Origin of the sequence: Saccharopolyspora hattusasensis, from assembly GCF_050972075.1 — a bacterium.
Classification (GTDB): Bacteria; Actinomycetota; Actinomycetes; order Mycobacteriales; family Pseudonocardiaceae; genus Saccharopolyspora; species Saccharopolyspora hattusasensis.
The window spans coordinates 7,672,261-7,692,626 of record NZ_JBPCDC010000001.1 but is presented as its reverse complement, the minus strand read 5'-3'; the positions used below and the strand labels follow the sequence as shown (position 1 = coordinate 7,692,626).

Sequence of the window (20,366 nt, the reverse complement as noted above, 5' to 3'; positions counted from 1 at the left end):
AGCTCGGCGCCCCAGGAGGAGCCCACCCGGCGGCACCACCTGTGTGCCTGAACGCTCGTGAGTGATCCTTCCGGTTCTTACCGGAAGGATCACTCACGAGACCTGACCTCCCCAGCCGGGCCGGTGCGGCGCCTCCCCCGGCCTCCGCCGCACCAGACCTTCCCCCGGTGACCGGGCGCGAATGCCCCCACGCGCCCGGTCACCGACCACCCTGCGCTTCAGGAAGAACGACATATTGATCGGGAACTTATAGGTGTGATCTTCGTTGTTCTGGCATGATCGCTGGTGTGCGGGACACGCGGAGGTTATCGCCTGAGGCGCAGGAGGATCTGCGGCGCAGGGTGGTCGCTGCTGTTCATGGTGGGATGACGCAGGTCGAGGCAGCCCGGGTGTTCGCGGTGGCCCCGCAGTCGGTGTCCAGATGGGTGCAGGCGTGGCGGAAACGCGGCTCGAAGGGTCTCACCGGGCGTCGCCGGGGTCGCAAACCCGGCGAGCAGAAAGCGTTGAGTGCCCGCCGGCAGCGCAAGCTGCGGTATGCGGTGGCCGAGCACACCCCGGCCACGTTCGGGCTGACCGGCCTGGTGTGGACCCGCAAGACAGTGGCCGAGCTGATCCGGGTGCGCCACGGCATCGTGTTGAACCTGCGCACCGTCGGCAACTACCTGCGTTCCTGGGGATTGTCGCCGCAGAAACCGATCCGCAAGGCCTACGAACAGGACCCCGAGTCCGTACGCCGATGGCTGGAGGAGGACTACCCGGCCATCGCCGCCCGCGCCCGCCGCGAGGGCGCACAGATCCTGTGGCTGGACCAGACCGGGATCCGCTCCGACGCCACCGTAGCCCGCACCTGGGCACCGGCGGGCCAGACACCGGTGGTGGGCAAAACGGGCAAACGGTTCAGCGTGAACGCCATGTGCGCGATCGGGAACAAAGGCGAGCTGTACTTCACCGTCTACACCGGCTCGTTCAACGGCAAGGTGTTCCTGCGGTTCCTGGACCGGCTGACCCGCCATCTGGACCGCAAGGTCCACCTGATCGTTGACGGACACCCCGTCCACCGCCGCAAGACCATCCAGCAATGGATCACCAAGCACGCTGAGGCGATCGAGATGCACTTCCTGCCGGGATACAGCCCCGAACTCAACCCCGACGAGATCCGGGGTGCCGACCTCAAACGCACCATGTCCACCAGCACAGCCCCCAAAACCCGCGACGAGTTGAAACAAGCGGTCCGCTCCTTCCTCCACCGCCTCCAGAAGCTGCCCGACCGAGTTCGCTCCTACTTCGGCAAACCCGAAGTCCGCTACGCCGCCTGACATCACACATTTGCCACCCGGATCAATACCTCGTCGTCCGGGTGCCGCACGTCGAGCCAAACGTCCACAGAGGACGCGATGACGTTGGTGCCACCCGGGACCGGCGCGATTCGTCCGACCGTCGCGCGGGCAGACGGCGTGGAACGTGCTGCGTCCTGGGCGGCCAGGACAATGCGCGCCGCCACGGTCATGGGGTCGCGCCGGTCGGACATCAGCGTCGTTCCCGCGTGGTTCCCCTGTCCTGTCACGGTGAACCGCCACCGGCCATGTCCGATGATCGACGAGCCGATCGCCACGGGCTGAGCGAGGTCGGCGAGACCTCGCCCCTGCTCGACGTGCAGTTCGACGAATGCCCCGATCCGGCCGATCGCCTCCCGGTCCGGTCCCAGCCGGTTCGGGTTTAGGCCGTTGCGACCGACGACGTCGGCCAGGGTGTTGCCCTCCTGGTCCGTGAGGTTGAGCGCCCGCGCCACGTCCACGACCCCGGTCATGATTCCCGAGCCGAGACAAGCCAATCCGAACCGGGATCCCTCCTCTTCCGGGAAGACGGCGATAGCCAAGGGGCGTTGTGGCTGGTGTCCTCGACCTCGAAGCAAATCCACCGCAACGAGCGCGGACGCGACGCCCAGGGGGCCGTCGAAGGCTCCGCCGCCCGGCACCGAGTCGAGATGGCTGCCCGTGACCACCGCGTCGGTTCGCTCCCCTGACGGGATGTCGAGCCAGGCCCACATGATGCCATTGCGGTCGGTCTCGACATCTAGCCCCCGGGCGGCAGCCTCCGAAGTGAACCACGTCCGGAGGTCGAGCTCGGCGTTCGAGAAGACGGGACGCGAATACCCACCTCGAACTGGGTCTGTACCGACATCGTGGATGTCGCGGAGCAACGACGTGACTGTGCTGGGCCGGTCAAGCATGGTGCGTCCCCTTCGTCGTGGGATCCGGGTTCGTTCGTGGCACGGGGCGAACGGCACCGCTCAGCCCAGCTTGACCGCAACGCGAAACTCCGGCGGCACGATGTGGGCGTCCGAAGCGTCTGCGGCACTCGCCAGGTCGGCGGCCAGGACACCGATCAGGGGTGCGAACTTCGCCCCGTGCCCGGAGCAGGGGGACACCACGGTGACCCCGTCGGCGCGGTCGAGGACGAAGTTCTCATCGGGGGTGTTCGTGAACAGGCACGTGGTCTCGGCATAGGGCTCCGCTGCCAGACCGGGGATGTTCTCCTGCACGTAGGAAGTGACTCGTCGGCGGTTGCCGGGATCGACGATCTGGTCCTGCTGCGAGGCTGACGCCAGCCGCTTGCCCCCGTTGAACTCCGCGACCTTCTGGCCGCGGAAACCTGCGTCCTCGCCGCCCGGCAGGCCATACACCTGGATTCGGTCGCTCTTGTAGACGAAGGTCGGCCATGGCGCGGCAGGCGTACTGCCCCCGGCGGCAGCCCGGTCCCGGTACGGGAAGTGGTAGGCCTGTTCCTGGCGGACCACCAACGACGGCATCCCGGACAGGAACCCTTGCGGGAGTGACAGTTCGGACAGCAGATCGGGCAACCATCCGCCGGCGCACACCACAACTCGTTCTGCGTCAACGACGTCACCGCCGGCTGAGACCAGCCGGTAGCCGGCCCCAGCCCGAGCAGCCGACGCCACGTGCCAGCCCGTCTCAAGGCGTGCTCCGTGCGCCGCTGCGAGGTCGACCATCGCCGCCACGGCGGCCTGGGCGTTGATCACGCCGGCCCCCGGATGCCACAGGACGGGGGTGTCGAAGCGGAACTCCGGCCACCGCTCGGTGGCCCGTTGGACGCTCAACAACTCGTGGTCGATGCCGAGGTCGCCGAGGACCTGCGCGAGGTGTCCGGGATGGCGTTGCGCGCCGAAGTCGAGGGCACCGATGGGCGTGATGAGCTCCCTGCCCGCGCTTCGTTCGACCTCGTCCCACAGCGGCTTCGCCGCCAGCATCAACCGGGAGTAGAAGTGCTCGGCGTAGGCGTAGCGGAGGATGCGCGCCGATCCGTGGGAGCTTCCACCGCGGTGGGCTGGAGTCGCCTGCTCGAGCAGGGTGACCTCGTGCCCCCGGGAGGCCAGCTGCCACGCGGCGGCGGAACCTGCCAGACCGGCACCGATGACGGCGTACTGGGACTGGAGTAGAGGCACGACGCGGCTCCGGAAGATCGTGGGATGGAGGTGGACGAGGCCCATCAGACCTCGCGACATTCAGATCTGTCCAATACCTGTTCGTCGCGAACTGATACCCGGACCTTTTACAATCGGCTGGTGGACGTACGCCGCCTCCGGTACTTCATGGTCGTCGCCGACGAGCTGCACTTCGGCCGCGCGGCTGAACGCCTGCACATCTCCCAGCCCCCGCTGAGCCACCAGATCCGCCAGCTGGAAGCCGAACTCGGTGTCGAGCTGTTCCACCGCACGACGAGGCGGGTGCGACTCACACCGGCAGGCGAAGAGCTGCGCAGACGACTCGGCGGACTTCTCGACGCCTTGGACGACGCCGTCACCGACCTGCACGAAGTGCGCGCGGGACACGCCGGGAAGCTGACCGTGGGGTTCGTCAGCTCTGCCAGCTACAGCGTCATGCCCTTGGCCGTGCGGCGCTTCCGCCAGGAGCTACCCGGCGTCGAGCTCGTGCTCACCCCGCTGACCAGTGGCGAGCAGTTCGACCAGTTGCACGACGGCACCCTGGACCTCGGGGTCGTCCGCGGCGGGGACGCGAGCATGGGCCTGCCCCTCCACGACCTCTACACCGAACAGCTGGTCGCCTGCCTGCCCTCGGACCACCGGTTGGCGTCGTACGCCGAGGTGACCCCGGAGGAGCTCGCCGGCGAACCCATGATCAGCTTCCCCCCGCGCGAGATGCCCGGGTTCGTCGCCCAGCTCCAGTTGATCTTCAGCGGCCCCGTGCCGTTCCCGAGGGTGACGCATCGGGTCGTCCACCAGGAGACCGCACTGGGTTTCGTGGCCGGAGGCCTGGGATTCACCGTTCTCCCGGAGTCGGTATCCCGATTCAAACCGGACGCGGTGCAGGTGGTTCCCATCTCCTCGCGACCCACCACCACGATGATGGTCGCAGCCCCGCCCGAGGGTTCCCCTGCACATGCTGCTGGGGCCGTCTTCCAGGAATACCTGCGCATCGCCGCCCACGAGGCGCTCAGCCGCCGTGCACCCGGAAGCCCGGAGCGGAGCGGGCAACATTCCGGCTAGAACCGGGCAGGGGTGCGCACCTACCTCGGATCGAAACCCTTGAACGGCAACACGTTCGCCGCATCCAGGTGCGGGCCGGGATGCCGCGCACACGGCATCCCGGCGAATGTCACCTGGTCGGTTCTGACGCACGACTCCCGGTGCTGGCCGGTGCTCGGCGGATGAACAGGAGGGGCAGGGCCAGGGCGAGTACCGCGATACCGCCCCAGATTCCGGCGATGGCCCAGCTCGCGCCCGCGAGCGCGAGCACCGGGGTGAACGTCACCGCCGTCACCTCGACCGGGAGGAGCGGCAGGTAGGCGATGGCGAAGTCCTCCAGGGTCCGGGAACGCAGCCGCGGGTCGATGATGCGCAGCAACGCGAGCCCGGTCGAGACCGAACCGGTCGCCCAGCCCCAGGTGAAGATCTGCTTCTCGAACCAAGCGTCGCCGAGCATTCGCGGCGCGACACCGAGGCCGAGCAGCAGGCACAACGCCAGTCCGACGACGAACAGGACCAGCAGCGGCAGCCAGTAGCCGGCGACGAAGCTCGGCACGATCGAGGCGATGCCGCAGACCACGAGCACATCGGTAGCGCTGCCCGAGATCGACTTGAGCGACTCGGGGTCGACGAACCGACGCGTCTTGGTGGCCGACAGCAGCCCGCGCAGAACCAGCCCGACCACGAACGCGATCGAGAACAGCGGGAACGACACCGACGGGAAGACCTCGCCGAGGAGCGTGTTGACCCCGTACGCCGCTGCGGAGATCACCAGGACGATCGAGGCCTGGAAGCTCAGCGACTCGATCGAACCGCCCGAGAAGGTGTGCGTGCCGATAGCCGGCCGCTCCTCATCCGTGCGGAGGACCCCGGTGCGGAGGTGCTCGGGCAACGCGCTCAGCCCTTTGAACTCCTTGGCGTACCCGCGTTTCGCTCCGATCTTGGCCTGGATGATGCCGCCGACGATGCCGACGAGCAATCCGACGGTCGCGGACGTGAAGGCCAGCGACTGCGCTTCCGTCCAGCCGCCGTCCCCGAAGACCGTGCCCATCGCCGCGGCCGAGCCGAACCCGCCGGCCCATCCGGCGAACAGCAGCAGGCCGAACCCGTCGTGCGTGCCGAACAGCGGGCCGAGCACCAGCAGACCGAGCACGACGCCGACGACGATCTGGGCCGCGTAGAACGCAACGCCGTAACTCGCGAACCCGGCCACCGAGCGACCGAGCCGCCGGAGGTCGACGTCGTCGGTCAAGGACAGGCAGGCGAACACGACCACGATGAGCACCGACGAGTACGCGCCGAGCTGCTTGGAGAAGCGCAGCAGGCCCAATCCCCCGGGCCCGAGCACGAGCCCGAGCACACCGGCGAGCACGCTGGCCGGAACCATCAAGGTCTGGAGCGGCCGGATGGTCGCCCGCAGCGTGGCTCCGACCACTAGGAGAAGGCCGATCAGGCCGGCGTCGACGAGCAGTGACCAAGCTGAGTAATCCACGGGACTCCTACGGTGTTGGTTGCGGGTGCCTTCCCGAGGCCTATCCGGCGTCGGGGGCGGTGGCATGATTCGCGCTGCTGCGAGCGGGGTCGTTCCCGCCGAAACCGAGCGCCTGCTGGGCGGACCGGAAGGCGCGCTCGACGACCGGCAGCAACCCGAGCGGATCCCCGCTGGCGACCCGCGCACGCAGCGGCGAGCGCGTGGTCGTGTCGGGAAGCGGCAGGAAGCGCACGCCGGGCCAGGACGTGAGCCCGAGGATCTCGGAGACGATCGCCACGCCGTGCCCGGCCGAGACCAGACCCAGCATCGCCTGCTCGCTCTGAACGTGGGCCACCGGTTCGGCGGAGAACCCGGCTTCGGCGCAGGCCGCGGCGATCGCGTCGAAGGCGACCGGGGCGCGGTCCCGGGCGAACAGCACGATCCGCTCCGTGGCGACGGAACGCAGGGATGCGGTGTCGGCCTCCGCCAGGGGGTGATCAAGCGGAACGGCCAGCAGGAGCCGTTCGTCGGCGAGCACGATGTGGTCCGGGGCGTCGTCCGCCCAGTCCCGGAGGATGGCCAGGTCGATGCGCCCGGCTGCGAGGGCGTGCCGCTGCTCGGAGCTGCCAAGGTCGACCACCACGGGATCCCACTCCGCCAGTTCCGGCAGCAGCGCCGGGAGCAGGGCGGGGAACGCGGAGGTCACCGCGGCGATCCGGACCGGGGTGCGGCCCGCGTCCCCGCGCACCAGCGTCTTGGTTTCCGCGGCCCTCCGGAGCAGGAAGATCGCCTCCGGGTAGAGGACGTCGGCGGCGGAGGTGGGCCACACGGAGCGACTGGTCCGCTCGAACAACCGCACCCCGAGTTCGTGCTCGAGGTTGGCGATCGCCTGGCTCACCGGAGGTTGCACGGTGTGCAGGCGTCGCGCCGCAGCGGTGAAGCTGCGTTCCTCGTACACGGCCACGAAGTGGCGCAGCAGCCGGAGCTCCACGTCAGCCCCCGAACCGGTCCGGCGCGAACACCGAGATGTCGTGCTGCTGCGGCAGTCCGAGGGCCAAGCGTGCCGCGATCTCGCCGAACGCGGGCGCGAGCTTGAAGCCGTGGCCGGACAGCCCCGCGACGACCGCCACACGGGGCCGGACTGCCCCGATCACGGCCCGCCGGTCCGGGGTGTAGGAGTCCATGTGGACGGAGTGCCGGCTCGGGTGTGCCGGCAGGTCCGGCACCAGAGTGTGGACCTCGCGGCCGACCCCGGAAAGGGCGCTCGGTTCCAGGAAGCGGGTCAGCTCGGCAGGATCGTCGATCGAGCCCCAGGCGTCGGCCCAGCCCGCCTTCACCAAAGCGCCGTCCACGCTCGGGACGCCGAACAGGTGGACGTCCCCGAGGTCACGGATGAAGCCGGGGAAGACCTCCGGTGCGTACTGCTTCGGATTCTCCGGGGCGAACCAGGTCAGCACCAGGGGGCGGATGTCGAGCAACTCCCGCAGTTCCGGCAGCAGCTGCGCCGCCCAGGCACCCGCGGTGATGACGACGTGCTTGGCGGTGCGGACACCCCGCGCGGTCGAGACCCGCACGCCACCGGGAACTGCCTCGATCCCGGTAACCGGGGCGTTGTCGATCAGCTCAGCCCCCGCTCTCCGCGCCCGGCGCAGCGCTTCCTGCACCGCGGACTCGGGCCGCAGCACACCACCGAGCCGGTCGAGAACGCCGATCTCATCGGTGATCGACCCGTGCTGCGGGAACCGGCTCTGCAGCTCGGCTGCGTCGAGCACCTCGTGCGGAATGCCGTGCTGCTGCACCGAAGCGAGCACGTTGCGCATCGGCGCGATCGTCGCAGCGCCGATCGACAGCACCCCCGAGGGATGGAACAGGGTCCGCTGCCCGCCTTGCTCCAGTTCCTGCCAGAGGTCGCGGGCCTGGAGCAGCATCGGGACGTACTCGGGGCTTTCGTGGTACCCGGTGCGGAACAGCCGCGACTCGCCCGCGTAGCCCCCGGCGTCGTGCCCGAGCGCGTGCCGCTCCACGCCGACGACCCGCGCACCGTGGATCTCGGCGAGGCGCCAACTGGTCATCGCCCCCACGCTGCCGAGCCCCACCACAATGACGTCTGCATCCATGGACGGGGATTCTCAACTCCCCCGGCGAATCGCTGCAATACCTCATCGATATGAAAAGGCAGTAAAGCTATAGCCGATCTTTTATAGATCGCCCTGTGGCCCCGCACACCCGGCGGCCGCGGGACGCGTTGGAATTCCACTAGTATTCGAGCCTGGAGTTAGTCGTGGCGAGCTGCGGACTCAGTGCCCGCCGGCGGGAAGGTGAACCCGTGCCCAAGCGCGATCGTTCCGTCATGGACCAGGCTCACAAGGAGCTCAAGCGCAAGATCGTCACGCTGCAGGCCCGCCCCGGCGAGCGCCTGGACGACATCAGCTTGGCCGAAGAACTCGGCCTGAGCCGGACCCCGGTGCGCGAGGCGTTGTTCCGCCTGAGCTCGGAAGGCCTGGTCAACGTCGGCCCCAAGGGTGGCTTCACGGTGCGTCCCCTCGACCTGGTGGACATCGCCGAGCTTTTCGAGGCCCACATCGTCGTGGCGCGGGCGACCGCGCGGCTGCTGGCGGCCCGCGCCACCGAGGGGAGCATCGAGGAACTCGCGAGGGCGAATACCGAGGTCAACGAGGCGATCAAGGCGGGCTCACCGGCGGCGATCTCGGCGGCGAACGCGCACCTGCACCGGCTGGAAGCGCTGCATGCGCGCAACGAGCACCTCCGCAGCTTGGCGTGGCCGATCCACGATCAGGGTCAGCGCCTCGCGTACCTGAGCTTCGGCGGGGACGCCGGGCTCGCCGCGGACCTCGTCTCGCACTTCAAGCGCACCTGCAAGGACCACGAGGAGATGCTCGCGGCGGTGCGCGATCACGACGCGGATGCGGCCGAGCAGATCGCTGCCAGGCACGTCCACCTGTTCCGGGACAGGGTCGTGGAGTTCCTCCAGACCCGCACGGTGGACGGCATCGAACTGGCGGGCGAGCTGCCTGCCACCCCGCTGGTGCCGCACGATTCCTGAACCCATCCGCGGCCCGCCCCCAGCCGAAGACCCCGCGTCGCCCCAGGTGACGCGGGGTCTTGTGTTCTGGGACACCCCAAGGTAGCTTTCGTATACGGTTCGAATTCCAAAATGAGCCGACCGGGTGGCACGAACCCGAAGCGGCCCTCGAGCCCGTCGCCATCGGCGCGCTCATGATTCCGGCCGGCCGGCGAAGTCCGCGATCTCCAGCGGGTGCGCACGTTCCACGCCGCCCGAAGATCGAGCTGACGCGAAAGGGTGCTCAGCGATGGAAGACCTCTACACCGTGCCGCGCGGTGTCCGACTCGACAGTGATCGTGTCCGATCCGCGCTCGCCGGTGTTGGCATCGACTCGTTCTCGTACGTGGCCAATGGCGCCCTGAACCACGTCTTCCTGCACCGCCGGTGCAGGTCGAAGCTGTCCGTTGTCGCGTCCAACACGACGAGGCGCCTGAGCGAGGTCGCCGGCGACACCATGCTGTGGCTCACGGTGCGCAGGGTCGCAGCCGATGCCGAGCTTTCCCCTTCGGTGAAAAGGAATCCTGCCGCGCCCGGCGAGAATTCGGGACTGCCGGATGACGTGGCCGAGGACCGCAGCGGCACCACCCGCGATCCGTCCACATCGGACCGTTCAGCACTTCCCCGGAGCGATCGGCGGGCCTCGTGGCCGCTCCGGTGCTCAGAAGAGGTAGGGAACCCCAGGGATCGGAGCTCGTCATGACCACAACGCAGGCCGACACCCCAAACAGATCGGATTCCGATGCCCGGCGTGCCGTAGCCGCTGCCGGCATCGGATGGGGTCTGGACGGCTTGACCTGGACCATGTATTCCTTCGCGCTGACCGTGCTCCTACCGGTGCTGGGCATCTCGACCGCCCTGGCGGGTTGGGTCACGGCGCTGAGCATCGTGGCGTCCGCGGTCGGTGGCGTGGTGTGCGGTGTGCTCGCCGACCGCTTAGGCCGCGTGCGAGTCCTGACCTGGGTGATCATCGGTTACAGCGTGTTCACCGCGTTGACCGCGACTGCGCAGGACTTTCCGCAGTTCCTGACCTGGCGGGTGCTGGAGGGCGTGGCTTTCGGCGGCGAGTGGGCAGTCGGCGCGGCCCTGGTCGCCGAGTACACCCAGGCCGCTCGCCGCGGCCGCGTCCTGGCGTTCGTGCAGAGCTGCTACGCCATCGGCTGGGCCGTCTCCACCGCGACGTACCTGCTGGTGTTCTCGTTCATGCCGCCCGAGTTCGCCTGGCGGGTGCTCTTCGCGATCGGCGTGCTGCCTGCTGCGGTGGCGTTCGTCATCCGCCGGACCACGCGCGACCGCGTCGATCTCGCCGCTATCACCCCCGTGCGGCACAACCGGTTCGCGGCGCTGTTCACCCGCGGTCAGCTCCGGACCACGCTGCTCGCGACCTTGCTGGGCATCTGCATCCAAGGCATCTACTACTCGGTGTTCGTCTTCCTGCCGCTGTTCCTGAAGTCCGAGCGCGGCCTTTCGGTCATCGGTACCGCGAGCTACACCTGGGTCGTGATCGTCGGCTCGTTCGCCGGTTACCTGGCTTCCGGGTTCGTCCACGACGCGATCGGACGCCGCCCCACCTTCGCGTTGTTCTTCCTCGGCTCGGTGGCGAGCATCGGTTTGTTCGTGTTCTCCCCCATCGCACATCCCGAGATCGGGTACGCCATCAGCTTCGTGCTCGGCTTCTTCGCCTCCGGGCAGGCCGGCGGTATGGGCGCGTACCTCGCGGAGCTGTTCCCGACCACGTCCCGCGCCTCCGGACAGGCCTTCGCCTACAACGTCGGGCGCGGTCTCGCAGCGTTCGGGCCGTTGTCCGTGGGCGCGTGGGGCACCGCGATCGGGTTGGGAACCGCGGTGTTCTGGGTCGGTGCCATCGCAGCCGTGCTCGGGTTCGTCGCCTTGGCTCTGCTGCCCGAGACCCGCAACCGAAACATCCTGGCCGACGCGGTCGGTCGGCGGAATTGATCGAGGAGTTCTGATGTCCCTTCCCACACCGGCGGAAGAGCGCGGTTACCGAGTGGCCATCGACACCGGTGGCACGTTCACCGACATCGCGGTGAACCGACCGGACGGCTCGGTCTTCGTGTGGAAAGTCCCGTCCACTCCGCACGCCCCGGACGAAGCGGTGATCGCCGGCCTCACCGAAGCACTGTCCGAAGTGGCCGGTCAACCAGGTGAAGTCGCGCGTTTCGTGCACGGCACAACGGTGGCCACCAACACCGTGATCACCGGTACCGGTGCACGCGTCGGCCTGGTGACCACTGACGGGTTCCGGGACCTGCTGGCGATCGGCTACCAGACGCGCCCTTCCCTGTACGACCAGACCGCGCGCCGCCCGCGTCCCCTGGCTCCCGCCGAACTGACCTGGGAAGTGCGCGAACGGCTCGCGGCGGATGGCTCGGAACTCGCGCCGGTGGACCGGCGCCACCTCGACGAGTTGATTGCCCGGATCCGCGCGGCCAAACCCGACGTCGTGGTCGTCTCGCTGCTCAACGCCTATGCCAACCCCGCACATGAGGACCAGGTCGTCGAGGCGCTCCGCGAGGCCGAGGCGGTGCCGTCGGTGTTCGCCGCCACCTCGATCACACCGGAAATGCGCGAGTACGAACGCACTTCGACAGCGGTGCTCAACGGCTACGTCCAGCCGAAGATCGCCGGCTACGTCGACCGCCTCGACAAGCAGCTGTCGCAGGTCGGTGTTCCGGCGCGGCTTTGGGTGATGCAGTCCAACGGCGGTCTGCTCGGTTCGCGCGTGGCGCAGGAGCAGAGCGTTCGCACCGTCCTTTCCGGACTCGCCGGCGGTGTGGTCGGCGCGGCGCGGTGGGCCCGGCAGCTCGAACTGCCCTCCGTGGTCAGCTTCGACATCGGCGGCACGAGCACCGACATCGCGCTGATCCGCGACGGCGTGCCGGACGAGATGACCGCAGGTGAGATCGAGGGATACCCGCTGCGCATGCCCATGGTGGATGTGCACACCATCGGGGCCGGGGGCGGTTCCATCGCATGGCGGGACTCGGGGGACGGGCTGCGGGTCGGGCCGCACAGCGCAGGTGCTCGGCCCGGGCCCGTGTGCTACGGCCACGGCGGGACCGACATCACCGTCACCGACGCCCACGCGCTCCTCGGCCGCCTCGGCGACAGCCTGCTCGACGGGCGCCTACCGCTGGACGTGGCAACTGCGCGGCGGCGGCTGGCGGACTTCGCGCGAGATGTGGGGCTCGGTGATACCGAGACCGCGGCCGGTGTCTTGCGCGTCATCAACGCGACCATGGGGCGCGGTATCCGCAAGGTCAGCGTCGAGCGCGGAGTGGATCTGCGCCAGTGCACGCTGATGGCCTTCGGCGGAGCCGGGCCGCTGCACGCCGCGGAGCTCATCCGTGAGCTGGGCATGCGTGCCGCGGTCGTTCCGCCGCACCCGGGAATCGCGTCAGCGGTCGGCATGCTGGACACGCCCGTGCGACACGACTTCGCCCTCAACGTGTCGGCGACGACTGCTTCCGCAATGCCGTCCGTGTCCGAAGCGTTGGACACCTTGGCCGCTCAGGCGCAGGACTTCCTGGCTGAAGACGAGGGTGTCAGCGCCACCGATGCCGTGTTCGAACGTGCCGTGGACGCTCGCTACCTCGGGCAGAGCTACGAACTCCGCACCGCGTGGACGGACGATTTCGCCGTACTGCGCCGAACATTCGACACGATCCACGAGGAGCGCTACGGGTTCTGCGACGCCGACGCGGCGCTGGAAATCGTGACCGCGCGTGTCACGGTCACCGCGGGATGGCAAGAACAACGCGTCGAGCCGAAACTCCCCACCGGTGATGCTCCCGACCCGGTGGGCAAGCGCCGCGCGTACTTCGACGGCCAGTGGCACGACACCCCCGTCTACCGCAGGGAGCAGTTGCCGGCACAAGTCAGCCTCGCCGGACCGCTCGTCCTGCAACAGCTCGACTCCACCACGGTTGTCTCCCCCGGGCAGGCGTGCTGGCACGACGAGCACGGATTCCTGCACATCCACCCGGAGGAAGCCCGATGACGCAGCACATCGCCCTGGACCCCGCCGACCTGGAGATCGCCCGCAACCGCCTGGAGTCCATCGCCGAGGAGGTCGGCACCGCGCTGATCCGCACGTCCTACTCCCCCAACATCAAGGACCGGCGCGACTGCTCCGCAGGCGTCTACCGCGCAGGCGGCGAACTGATCGCTCAAGCCGAGCACATCCCGCTGCACCTGGGCCTGATGCCCACCCTGATCCGCAACACCCTGGCCGAGATAGGCGTCGACTCCTTGGCCCCGGGTGATGTCGTCATCACCAACAACCCCTACCTGGGCGGATCGCACCTGCCGGACACGTGCCTGATCACCCCGGTCCACGTCGGCGGCGAGGTCATCGCGGTCGTCGCCAACATGGCCCACCACGTCGACGTCGGCGGGCTCGCGCCGGGATCCATGGCCACCCACGCCACCGAGATCTTCCAGGAAGGCATCCGGATTCCGCCGCTGCGCCTGATCAAGCGGGGCGAGATCCAGCAGGACGTCCTCGACCTGCTGCTGACCAACGTCCGCACCGCCGACAAGACCCGCGGCGATCTCATGGCCCAGGTCGCGGCCAACAGCCTCGGGGCCCGGCGCATCCAGGAGCTCGTCGAGGACTGGGGCGTGGCGCGGTTCCGCGCGGCAGGCGAGGCGCTGATCGACTACGCCGAGCGCCGCACCCGCGCGGCGTTGCGCGCGATGCCAGACGGGTGCGCACGGTTCGCGGACTACCTGGAGCACACCGGGGTCCGGGAGGAGGACGTGCCCGTCGTTGCCACGGTGAGCAAGCGGGGCGACGAACTCGTGGTCGACCTGACCGAGTGCGCGGACCAGGTAGCGGGAGCGGTGAACTGCTCTTACGCGATCGCGGAGGCTTGTGCGGCGTACGCGGTCAAAGCGCTGGCCGATCCGACGCTGCCTTCCAACGAAGGGCTCATGCGCCCGGTCTCGGTGCGCACTCGCCCGGGCAGCGTGGTCGCGGCGCAGTTCCCGGCCCCGGTGTCCAACGGCAACACGCAGACCGCCCAGCGCATCGTCGACGTCCTGTTCGGCGCGTTCGAGCAGTTCGTTCCGGACCGCGTCCCGGCTGCCTCCAGCGGCAGCATGAGCATCGTGACGATCGGCGGCCACGATCCCGAAACGCAACGTTACTTCTCGTACGTGGAAACCTACGGTGGCGGTCAAGGTGCGTTGCCGGGCATGGACGGCGCGGACGCCGTGCACACGCACATGACGAACACCAGAAACACGCCGTGCGAAGTCATCGAGCGCGAATACCCGCTGCGCGTCAAGCGCTACGCCATCGCGCACGGGACCGGCGGGGCCGGGAGGTTCAACGGCGGCAGCGGACTCGTGCGGGAGCTGGAAGTGACCGCTGGGCGGGTTTCAGCGGTGGTGGCCACCGCACGGGTCACCCGGCGCCCGTGGGGGCTGCACGGCGGCGAGCCCGGATCCCCGGCACAGGTCCACGTCGTCCGCAACGGCAGTTCGCAGCAGCTATCCGCGATGAACCGTCTCGACCTGCAACGGGGTGAGACGCTGAGCATCCAGACCGCGGGCGGCGGCGGTTACGGGCGCAACGACGATTGATGCCGTGCCCTCGGCTCCGGGACGGGACCGGAGCCGGGGCACAGCTCCATCCAGCTCGGCGACGCCGCGTATGCACGGCATCCTCCCGTCTCAATGGACTTGGCAAAGAGCACCGGAACACCGATGGGTCCAGCTTTGAGACGCCCAGCATTTCGCGCTTCAAACGTTTGCACGAGCAGCTCGGCGAGGGTTGGCGATTTCGCGCGAAATCGCCAACACCCACGAGGGACCAGCGGCGATTTCGCGCGAAATCGCCAGAACCAGCCACGCCCTCAGACCCGGGACGGGACCGGAGCCGAGGCACAGCTCCATCCAGCTCGGCGACGCCGCGTATGCACGGCATCCTCCCGTCTCAATGGACTTGGCAAAGAGCACCGGAACACCGATGGGTCCAGCTTTGAGACGCCCAGCATTTCGCGCTTCAAACGTTTGCACGAGCAGCTCGGCGAGGGTTGGCGATTTCGCGCGAAATCGCCAACACCCACGAGGGACCAGCGGCGATTTCGCGCGAAATCGCCAGAACCAGCCACGCCCTCAGCTCCCGGAGGTGCCCGGCGACAGCATCCTGCAGCGCGGGGATCAGCCGTTCGACCAGGAATGGTTGCAGCAGACCTTCGAACGCTACTGGGAGCGCGCCCAGCACGTGACGAGGTGGACGAACGCGATGCCGCCTATGCCGGAACGGCGTAGGCGACGATGTTGTCCTCGTATTGGCGGGTGCTGTCGTCGAAGAGGCCTCCACAGGTGATCAGCGCCAGGCGCGGATTGCCGGTGCGGTCGAACAGGTCCGCCGGCAGGGATGCCTTGGGGTAGCTGCGCACTGCCGCGATCCGGTACCGGGTCGTGCTGTGCGCGGAGGTGACCTCGAGCCGATCGCCCGGCTGGAGTTCAGCCACCCGAAACAGCGCACCCGGACCGGCGCTGTGGGTGTCGACGTGCCCAGCCAACACGACTGTGCCGGTCCGGGAACCCGGCGCGGCGCCGGCGCTCCACCAGCCGACCACGTCGGGAGATTCGGGCACGCTCAGCTGGCGGTCCGGCCCGGGAAGCACTGGCTGCACCGGCGCGTCGACACCCATCGCTGATAGCCGCATGCGCTGCGGCACCTCGCTCAGCGACACCGGCTCCAGCGCTTCCTGCGCTGGAGCCGGAAAAGGTCCCGCATGGGCAGGCGGAACGGTCCCGGTGTGCGGCAGGGCGGGACCGCTGACCAGAGCGTGGCCGAATCCCGCCGCCGCGGTCACCAGGCCGAGCGCCAGCACGACCACCGGCGCCCGGCGTCGCCATGAGCTCACCCGGTCCGCCGACGCCACCGCAGCAGCACCGCACCGGCAGCCACGACCATCGCCAAACCGCCCGCGACCAGGCCCAGATCGCCAGCGCTGGACTGCGCTCGCTCCGCCAGGCCGCCGGAACCCGTGTTGGCCCCCTTCGGCGGAATTCCGAGGGCCTTCGCGGCCTCCTGGGCATGGCTCAGGTGCTTAAGGACCGCCGGGAGGAAGTCCTTCGCGAAGCTCTGCACGTCAGCATTCCCACCGGAATCGATTTCGGAACGCGTCAGCGTGCTCGCCTCCTGGTGCCCGGAGATCTGCGCATGCAGGTAAATGGTGTCGAACATTGCGCCCGACGCGCTCTCCAGCTGTTTTCCGGTGCTCTGCTGTTGCGCATTCGGCGACGACGGCAGCGTCACACCCTTCTGCTCCGCCAGCCGTTCGAGCTTGCCCTGCGCGTCCTGGTGGTCGGTGAGCGTTTCCTGCGCCAGCGAGCGCACCTGCGGCGTGGTGGCTTTCTGCAGCGCCAGCTTGCCTATGGTGATCTCCGCCAGGTTCACCTGCGCGGCCTGCGTCATGAAGGATTTGTCCTGTTCAGGCACTGCGGCCGCGTGCGCCGCAACGCCGGGCACCGCCAACGCCGCCACCATGGCCACGCCACCGACCGCGGCGGCAGCGCATTTCCTCATCTTGGCCATCATCCCCCCAGTCAAGAACCATTACGCCGTGGGGATACCCACACGTTCGGCAGCGGAAGCGTCGGTGAATTACTACCGGACCTCCGGCCGGTGGTCGGAGATCCGCGGCATCACCAGAGGTATCCAGCCTCCACCGATTCTCGAAAGCCTTTTCCCAGTTCACCGCGCAGGGAACCAGTTGATCGATGCCGACGGCAGCGTCACCGACCTGTTCAACCCGAGACTGTGACATGCGGGACTCCGGCGGCATGACTGTCCATTGGCGACGGTCATGCCGCGGCCGGGCGTTCGGGTCGCCGGCCGACGTCGGCGGAGGCCGAAGGCACGGGCTGTCCTGCTGCCAGCAGGTGGCCTCAGATTCAGGGCAGCGCTGCGCCGCGCGCCGTGATCCAGAGCACGAACCGAATCTCGCCGCCGTCCGCCGGCTGACCGACACGTCGCGGCATGCGCCGTTGACGTTGCTGCTGCCGGGCGCGAAGATCCCTTGTGGATAGTCCGATGCAGGTGGACGACTCGCACCGAATGCCCCGGACGATCGCCGTGGAACTCAGGCGCCGGCGGCGTTGGCCCATCCCACAAGTGCCTGGAAGTACGCGTGTTCGAGGTGCCGGAGGGCCTCGTCACGAGTGAGGCCGGTCTCGACGAGGTCTAAGATCTCGCGCGGGTCGAACATGATGTTACACAGGAGCAAGGCGTGTTCGAAGTGCTCGTCCGGGATCTTCAGGTGCCGCATCACACTGCGGACCGGTCGTTCCCACGCCTCCCGCACGGTGGAGATGACCGGGTCGTTGCCGCGCAGCCTCGCCAGAAAACCGCTGCGGGAGCGCAGCTGCACCATCGCGGCCCCATAGCTCTCCAGCAGCCGGGCCCATTCGACGGCGACTTCTCCGAACAGCGCCGGACCGGTTTTCGGGCAGTCGTGGCTGTAGTCGCGCAGTTCGACGATCACTCGGTGCAGGTAGGCATTGAGCAGGTCGTCCAGCGCCGAGTAGTACCGGTAGGCGGTGGGCACCGACAGGCCGGCCCTGTCCGCGACCGCGGGCATGGAGACACCGCCGGGGTCGGCGCGCAGCAGCTCCCCCGCGGCTTTGAGCAGGCGTTCTCGGTTGCGGACCGCGTCCCGACGTGGCCGGCTGCGGGCCGGCGCGCGGCGCCCCGGTGTGGTGGTCAGCGATGCCTCCTATAGTCGCGCAAAGATCTTCTGCAGGCGGTTCAGTCCTTCGTCGAGCGTATCGAAGTCGGCGGCGAAGGAGAGCCGGATGTGGCCTTCCTCCGAGGGGCCGTATTCGCTGCCTGCGCGCACCGCGACACCACCAGCCAGCAGGCGCTGCACGACCTCCTCGGAGCGCAGCGCACAGCGGTACTTGGCGAAGGCGTAGAACGCGCCTTCGGGGTTGGCCGCTGCGGCTGAAGTCCGCGGCGTGCACCGTGAATCCGCGCCGGGCGAAGTGGAGGCTGTCGCGGCCGTGCCCGGCGCCCAGTTCGAGGACCGCAGTGGCGCGGCCGGCGGAGAAGACGCCAGCCGCGTGTTACACCGGGCCCACCCCCATAGTTCAGCTCGTTTCAACGGGCAGCTCGGCAAGTTGCCATTCGAGCATCCCGTCGATGAGCCGCCGGGCGCTGCGACCGTGGGCGGCCAGCAGACGGACAGCGTCGTGGGCGAGCACGCAGTAGCTACCGCGGCAGTAGGCGACGATCTCTTGATCGGCCGGGATCTCTCCGAGCTTGTCGGCCAGTTCTTCCACCGGAATCGACACCGCGCCCGGGATGTGCCCGGCTTCGTACTCCTCGCGCGGACGCACGTCGAGCACGACGACGTCACCGAGCCGGACCCGGCGGAGCAGTTCCTCGCGGCTGACATGTTCGGCATCGTCGGGACCGAGGTAGGCGGCGCGGGCCGCTTCCACGTCGGGCAGGTAGGCATTGGCGACGGTGCGCATCAGCGCGTACAGGGCGGCGACATCCGTGCCGGCGAGGCGGTAGTAGATCTTGGTGCCATCCCGGCGGGTGGTGACCAGGTTCGCCTGCTTGAGGGTCTGCAGGTGCGCCGAGGCGGTGGTCATCCCCAGCTGCGCCGCGCGTGCCAACGCCTCGACCGTGCGCTCGCCCTGGGCGAGCAGGTCGAGCAGCTCCAGCCTCTTGCCGCTGCCCAGCGCCTTGCCGACGCGGGCGAACTGGTCGAACAAGGCCGTCTTCGCGTCTCGATCACCCATCAATACTCCAATCCTCTTTGGAATAGTGTATAACCAGGTCAAGCGGGCGATGGAACACCCGCCCAGGGATGGGTTCCCGCGATGAGCACGGTGGACGTGGTTCCGCTCGTCGATGAAGTGCCCGGAAATTCCGCCTACCTGGTCAACCTCGGAGACGGCCGTTCGCTGGAGGTCTGAGCATGAGCACCACCGGCCTGCGGCTGGGCCTGCGCGCAAACCTCGCCCAGTTCAGCCTGCTCGTGGCGGTCAACGCCCTGGTTGGCGGGATGGTCGGCCAGGAGCAGACAGTGCTCCCGCTCCTGGCCGAGCAGGAATTCCACCTGGCCGGCTACACCTTCCTGTTGAGCTACGTGCTCGTCTTCGGACTGAGCAAGGCGGCCACCAACTACTTCGCCGGCACCTGGTCCGACCGCTTCGGCCGCAAACCCGTCCTGGTCGCGGGGTGGTTGATCGCCATCCCCGTTCCCCTGATGCTGATCTGGGGCCCGAACTGGGGCTGGATCGTGGCCGCCAACCTCCTGCTCGGCATCAACCAGGGCCTGACCTGGTCGACGACCGTGATCATGAAAGTCGATCTTGTCGGACCTCGGCAGCGAGGGCTGGCAATGGGATTCAACGAAGCCGCCGGATACGGCGCGGTCGCGATCACCTCGGCACTCGCAGGCTATCTCGCCGCGCAGTACGGGCTCCGCCCCGCCCCGTTCCTGCTCGGGGCGTTCTACGTCGTGCTCGGGCTCAGCCTCTCAACCCTCGTAGTGCGAGAAACCCGCGATCACGCCCGCCTGGAAGCCACCCAGCACACCAGCAGCAGAAACGCCAGCCTGACCAACCGGCAGGTCTTCGCCCGCACCACCTTTACCGACCCGGCCCTGTCCGCGGCCAGCCACGCCGGCCTGGTCAACAACCTCAACTTCGGTCTGTCCTGGGGCCTGTTCCCGCTGCTGTTCGCCGGCGCCGGCTTGGCCGTCGACCGCGTCGGACTCCTGGTAGCCCTCTACCCCGCGGTCTGGGGAATCGGACAACTCGCCACCGGCGCGCTGTCCGACCGATGGGGCCGCAAGTACCTCATCACCACCGGAATGCTCACCCAAGCAGCCGCGCTGGCACTCATCGCCGTGGCGCACAGCTTCTCCGCCTGGGCGCTCGCCACCGTCCTGTTGGGAGCCGGAACCGCGATGGTCTATCCGACACTGCTGGCGGCCATCGGCGACGTCGCCCACCCCAGCTGGCGCGCCCGCTCCGTCGGCGTCTACCGCCTCTGGCGCGACAGCGGCTACGCCGCCGGCGCCGTCCTCGGCGGCATCGTCGCCGACCTCTGGGACCTGCGCGCCGCAATCTGGGCCGCAGCAGCCCTCAGCTTCGCCACCGGTCTCAGCGTTGCCATCCGCATGTACGAAACCCATCCCCGAACCCGCCATGCCGCAACTTGACCGGACACTTCGGCAACCCCTCCAGCTGTCGACGCCACACCCGGGGAGATCGTGTTCGTCACCCGGGGGTGGCGCAATTTCTCGCGA

18 protein-coding genes and 1 pseudogene are annotated in these 20,366 nt (G+C 68.6%); 9 read left to right on the top strand and 10 right to left on the bottom strand.

Annotated features, from left to right (window positions below):
* Positions 1–275: 275 nt before the first annotated feature.
* Complete coding sequence (locus ACRXBZ_RS36495; RefSeq protein ID WP_433882962.1) at positions 276–1,316, top strand: IS630 family transposase; 1,041 nt, start codon at positions 276–278, stop codon at positions 1,314–1,316.
* A gap of 8 nt (positions 1,317–1,324) precedes the next feature.
* Here ACRXBZ_RS36495 and ACRXBZ_RS36490 read toward each other — a convergent pair.
* Positions 1,325–2,230: pseudogene (locus ACRXBZ_RS36490) on the bottom strand (allantoate amidohydrolase); the annotation flags it as partial.
* A 60-nt stretch (positions 2,231–2,290) separates the two neighbouring features.
* Positions 2,291–3,463: an FAD-dependent oxidoreductase gene (locus tag ACRXBZ_RS36485; protein WP_433882961.1), complete on the bottom strand. Its 1,173-nt coding sequence runs from the start codon at positions 3,461–3,463 to the stop codon at positions 2,291–2,293.
* A 120-nt stretch (positions 3,464–3,583) separates the two neighbouring features.
* Between ACRXBZ_RS36485 and ACRXBZ_RS36480 the strand changes: the two genes are divergently transcribed.
* The gene (locus tag ACRXBZ_RS36480) at positions 3,584–4,525 is read left to right on the top strand and encodes a LysR family transcriptional regulator (protein ID WP_433882960.1); all 942 of its coding nucleotides are present in this window, start codon (positions 3,584–3,586) and stop codon (positions 4,523–4,525) included.
* A 109-nt stretch (positions 4,526–4,634) separates the two neighbouring features.
* Here the strand turns inward: ACRXBZ_RS36480 and ACRXBZ_RS36475 are convergent, their stop codons facing one another.
* Genes ACRXBZ_RS36475 through solA form a run of 3 tightly spaced genes read right to left on the bottom strand, consistent with a single transcriptional unit; the run spans position 4,635 to position 8,092 of the window.
* On the bottom strand, positions 4,635–5,996 hold the full coding sequence (locus tag ACRXBZ_RS36475) for a sodium/glutamate symporter (RefSeq protein WP_433882959.1): 1,362 nt from the start codon (positions 5,994–5,996) through the stop codon (positions 4,635–4,637).
* Positions 5,997–6,036: 40 nt separating this feature from the next.
* Positions 6,037–6,966: a LysR substrate-binding domain-containing protein gene (locus ACRXBZ_RS36470; protein ID WP_433882958.1), complete on the bottom strand. Its 930-nt coding sequence runs from the start codon at positions 6,964–6,966 to the stop codon at positions 6,037–6,039.
* Position 6,967: 1 nt separating this feature from the next.
* Positions 6,968–8,092 (bottom strand): N-methyl-L-tryptophan oxidase, encoded by a 1,125-nt coding sequence (gene solA / locus ACRXBZ_RS36465; protein WP_433882957.1) that lies wholly within the window; start codon positions 8,090–8,092, stop codon positions 6,968–6,970.
* 209 nt (positions 8,093–8,301) lie between these two features.
* Between solA and ACRXBZ_RS36460 the strand changes: the two genes are divergently transcribed.
* The 5 genes from ACRXBZ_RS36460 (at position 8,302) to ACRXBZ_RS36440 (ending at position 14,667) form a co-directional block, all read left to right on the top strand.
* Positions 8,302–9,039 (top strand): GntR family transcriptional regulator, encoded by a 738-nt coding sequence (locus tag ACRXBZ_RS36460; RefSeq protein ID WP_246868435.1) that lies wholly within the window; start codon positions 8,302–8,304, stop codon positions 9,037–9,039.
* Between the two features lie 268 nt (positions 9,040–9,307).
* Positions 9,308–9,760 (top strand): hypothetical protein, encoded by a 453-nt coding sequence (locus tag ACRXBZ_RS36455; RefSeq protein ID WP_433882956.1) that lies wholly within the window; start codon positions 9,308–9,310, stop codon positions 9,758–9,760.
* Positions 9,757–11,013, top strand: a complete 1,257-nt coding sequence (locus ACRXBZ_RS36450; RefSeq protein ID WP_433882955.1) for an MFS transporter — start codon at positions 9,757–9,759, stop codon at positions 11,011–11,013. Before ACRXBZ_RS36455 ends, ACRXBZ_RS36450 begins: the two co-directional genes overlap by 4 nt.
* Positions 11,014–11,026: 13 nt before the next feature.
* Entirely contained in the window at positions 11,027–13,078 is a 2,052-nt protein-coding gene (locus tag ACRXBZ_RS36445) for a hydantoinase/oxoprolinase family protein (protein ID WP_433882954.1), read from the top strand.
* The gene (locus ACRXBZ_RS36440) at positions 13,075–14,667 is read left to right on the top strand and encodes a hydantoinase B/oxoprolinase family protein (RefSeq protein ID WP_433882953.1); all 1,593 of its coding nucleotides are present in this window, start codon (positions 13,075–13,077) and stop codon (positions 14,665–14,667) included. Before ACRXBZ_RS36445 ends, ACRXBZ_RS36440 begins: the two co-directional genes overlap by 4 nt.
* Before the next feature lie 671 nt (positions 14,668–15,338).
* Here the strand turns inward: ACRXBZ_RS36440 and ACRXBZ_RS36435 are convergent.
* The gene (locus ACRXBZ_RS36435; protein WP_433882952.1) at positions 15,339–15,980 is read right to left on the bottom strand and encodes a class F sortase; all 642 of its coding nucleotides are present in this window, start codon (positions 15,978–15,980) and stop codon (positions 15,339–15,341) included.
* Positions 15,959–16,516, bottom strand: a complete 558-nt coding sequence (locus ACRXBZ_RS36430; RefSeq protein WP_433882951.1) for a DUF4142 domain-containing protein — start codon at positions 16,514–16,516, stop codon at positions 15,959–15,961. Before ACRXBZ_RS36430 ends, ACRXBZ_RS36435 begins: the two co-directional genes overlap by 22 nt.
* Here ACRXBZ_RS36430 and ACRXBZ_RS36425 point away from each other — a divergent pair.
* Positions 16,515–16,865: a hypothetical protein gene (locus tag ACRXBZ_RS36425; protein ID WP_433882950.1), complete on the top strand. Its 351-nt coding sequence runs from the start codon at positions 16,515–16,517 to the stop codon at positions 16,863–16,865. The two genes, ACRXBZ_RS36430 and ACRXBZ_RS36425, sit on opposite strands and share 2 nt — an antisense overlap.
* 318 nt (positions 16,866–17,183) lie before the next feature.
* Here the strand turns inward: ACRXBZ_RS36425 and ACRXBZ_RS36420 are convergent, their stop codons facing one another.
* The 3 genes from ACRXBZ_RS36420 to ACRXBZ_RS36405 form a co-directional block, all read right to left on the bottom strand.
* Entirely contained in the window at positions 17,184–17,732 is a 549-nt protein-coding gene (locus tag ACRXBZ_RS36420; RefSeq protein ID WP_433884082.1) for a TetR/AcrR family transcriptional regulator, read from the bottom strand.
* Between the two features lie 84 nt (positions 17,733–17,816).
* Positions 17,817–17,969, bottom strand: a complete 153-nt coding sequence (locus tag ACRXBZ_RS36415) for a hypothetical protein (protein ID WP_433882949.1) — start codon at positions 17,967–17,969, stop codon at positions 17,817–17,819.
* 220 nt (positions 17,970–18,189) lie between these two features.
* Positions 18,190–18,849 (bottom strand): ArsR/SmtB family transcription factor, encoded by a 660-nt coding sequence (locus ACRXBZ_RS36405; protein WP_433882948.1) that lies wholly within the window; start codon positions 18,847–18,849, stop codon positions 18,190–18,192.
* A gap of 179 nt (positions 18,850–19,028) precedes the next feature.
* Between ACRXBZ_RS36405 and ACRXBZ_RS36400 the strand changes: the two genes are divergently transcribed.
* Positions 19,029–20,279, top strand: coding sequence for an MFS transporter (locus ACRXBZ_RS36400; RefSeq protein ID WP_433882947.1), 1,251 nt, complete (start codon positions 19,029–19,031; stop codon positions 20,277–20,279).
* Positions 20,280–20,366: the final 87 nt, after the last annotated feature.

Excerpts from the sequence above, each read along its gene's own strand:
- ACRXBZ_RS36430 (WP_433882951.1), bottom strand. The coding sequence starts at position 16,516 with ATGACGCAGGCCGCGCAGGTGAACCTGGCGGAGATCACCATAGGCAAG.
- ACRXBZ_RS36495 (WP_433882962.1), top strand. The coding sequence starts at position 276 with ATGATCGCTGGTGTGCGGGACACGCGGAGGTTATCGCCTGAGGCGCAG.
- ACRXBZ_RS36405 (WP_433882948.1), bottom strand. The coding sequence starts at position 18,849 with ATGGGTGATCGAGACGCGAAGACGGCCTTGTTCGACCAGTTCGCCCGC.
- ACRXBZ_RS36450 (WP_433882955.1), top strand. The coding sequence starts at position 9,757 with ATGACCACAACGCAGGCCGACACCCCAAACAGATCGGATTCCGATGCC.
- ACRXBZ_RS36455 (WP_433882956.1), top strand. The coding sequence starts at position 9,308 with ATGGAAGACCTCTACACCGTGCCGCGCGGTGTCCGACTCGACAGTGAT.
- ACRXBZ_RS36425 (WP_433882950.1), top strand. The coding sequence starts at position 16,515 with ATGAAGGATTTGTCCTGTTCAGGCACTGCGGCCGCGTGCGCCGCAACG.
- ACRXBZ_RS36400 (WP_433882947.1), top strand. The coding sequence starts at position 19,029 with ATGAGCACCACCGGCCTGCGGCTGGGCCTGCGCGCAAACCTCGCCCAG.
- ACRXBZ_RS36440 (WP_433882953.1), top strand. The coding sequence starts at position 13,075 with ATGACGCAGCACATCGCCCTGGACCCCGCCGACCTGGAGATCGCCCGC.
- ACRXBZ_RS36445 (WP_433882954.1), top strand. The coding sequence starts at position 11,027 with ATGTCCCTTCCCACACCGGCGGAAGAGCGCGGTTACCGAGTGGCCATC.
- solA (WP_433882957.1), bottom strand. The coding sequence starts at position 8,092 with ATGGATGCAGACGTCATTGTGGTGGGGCTCGGCAGCGTGGGGGCGATG.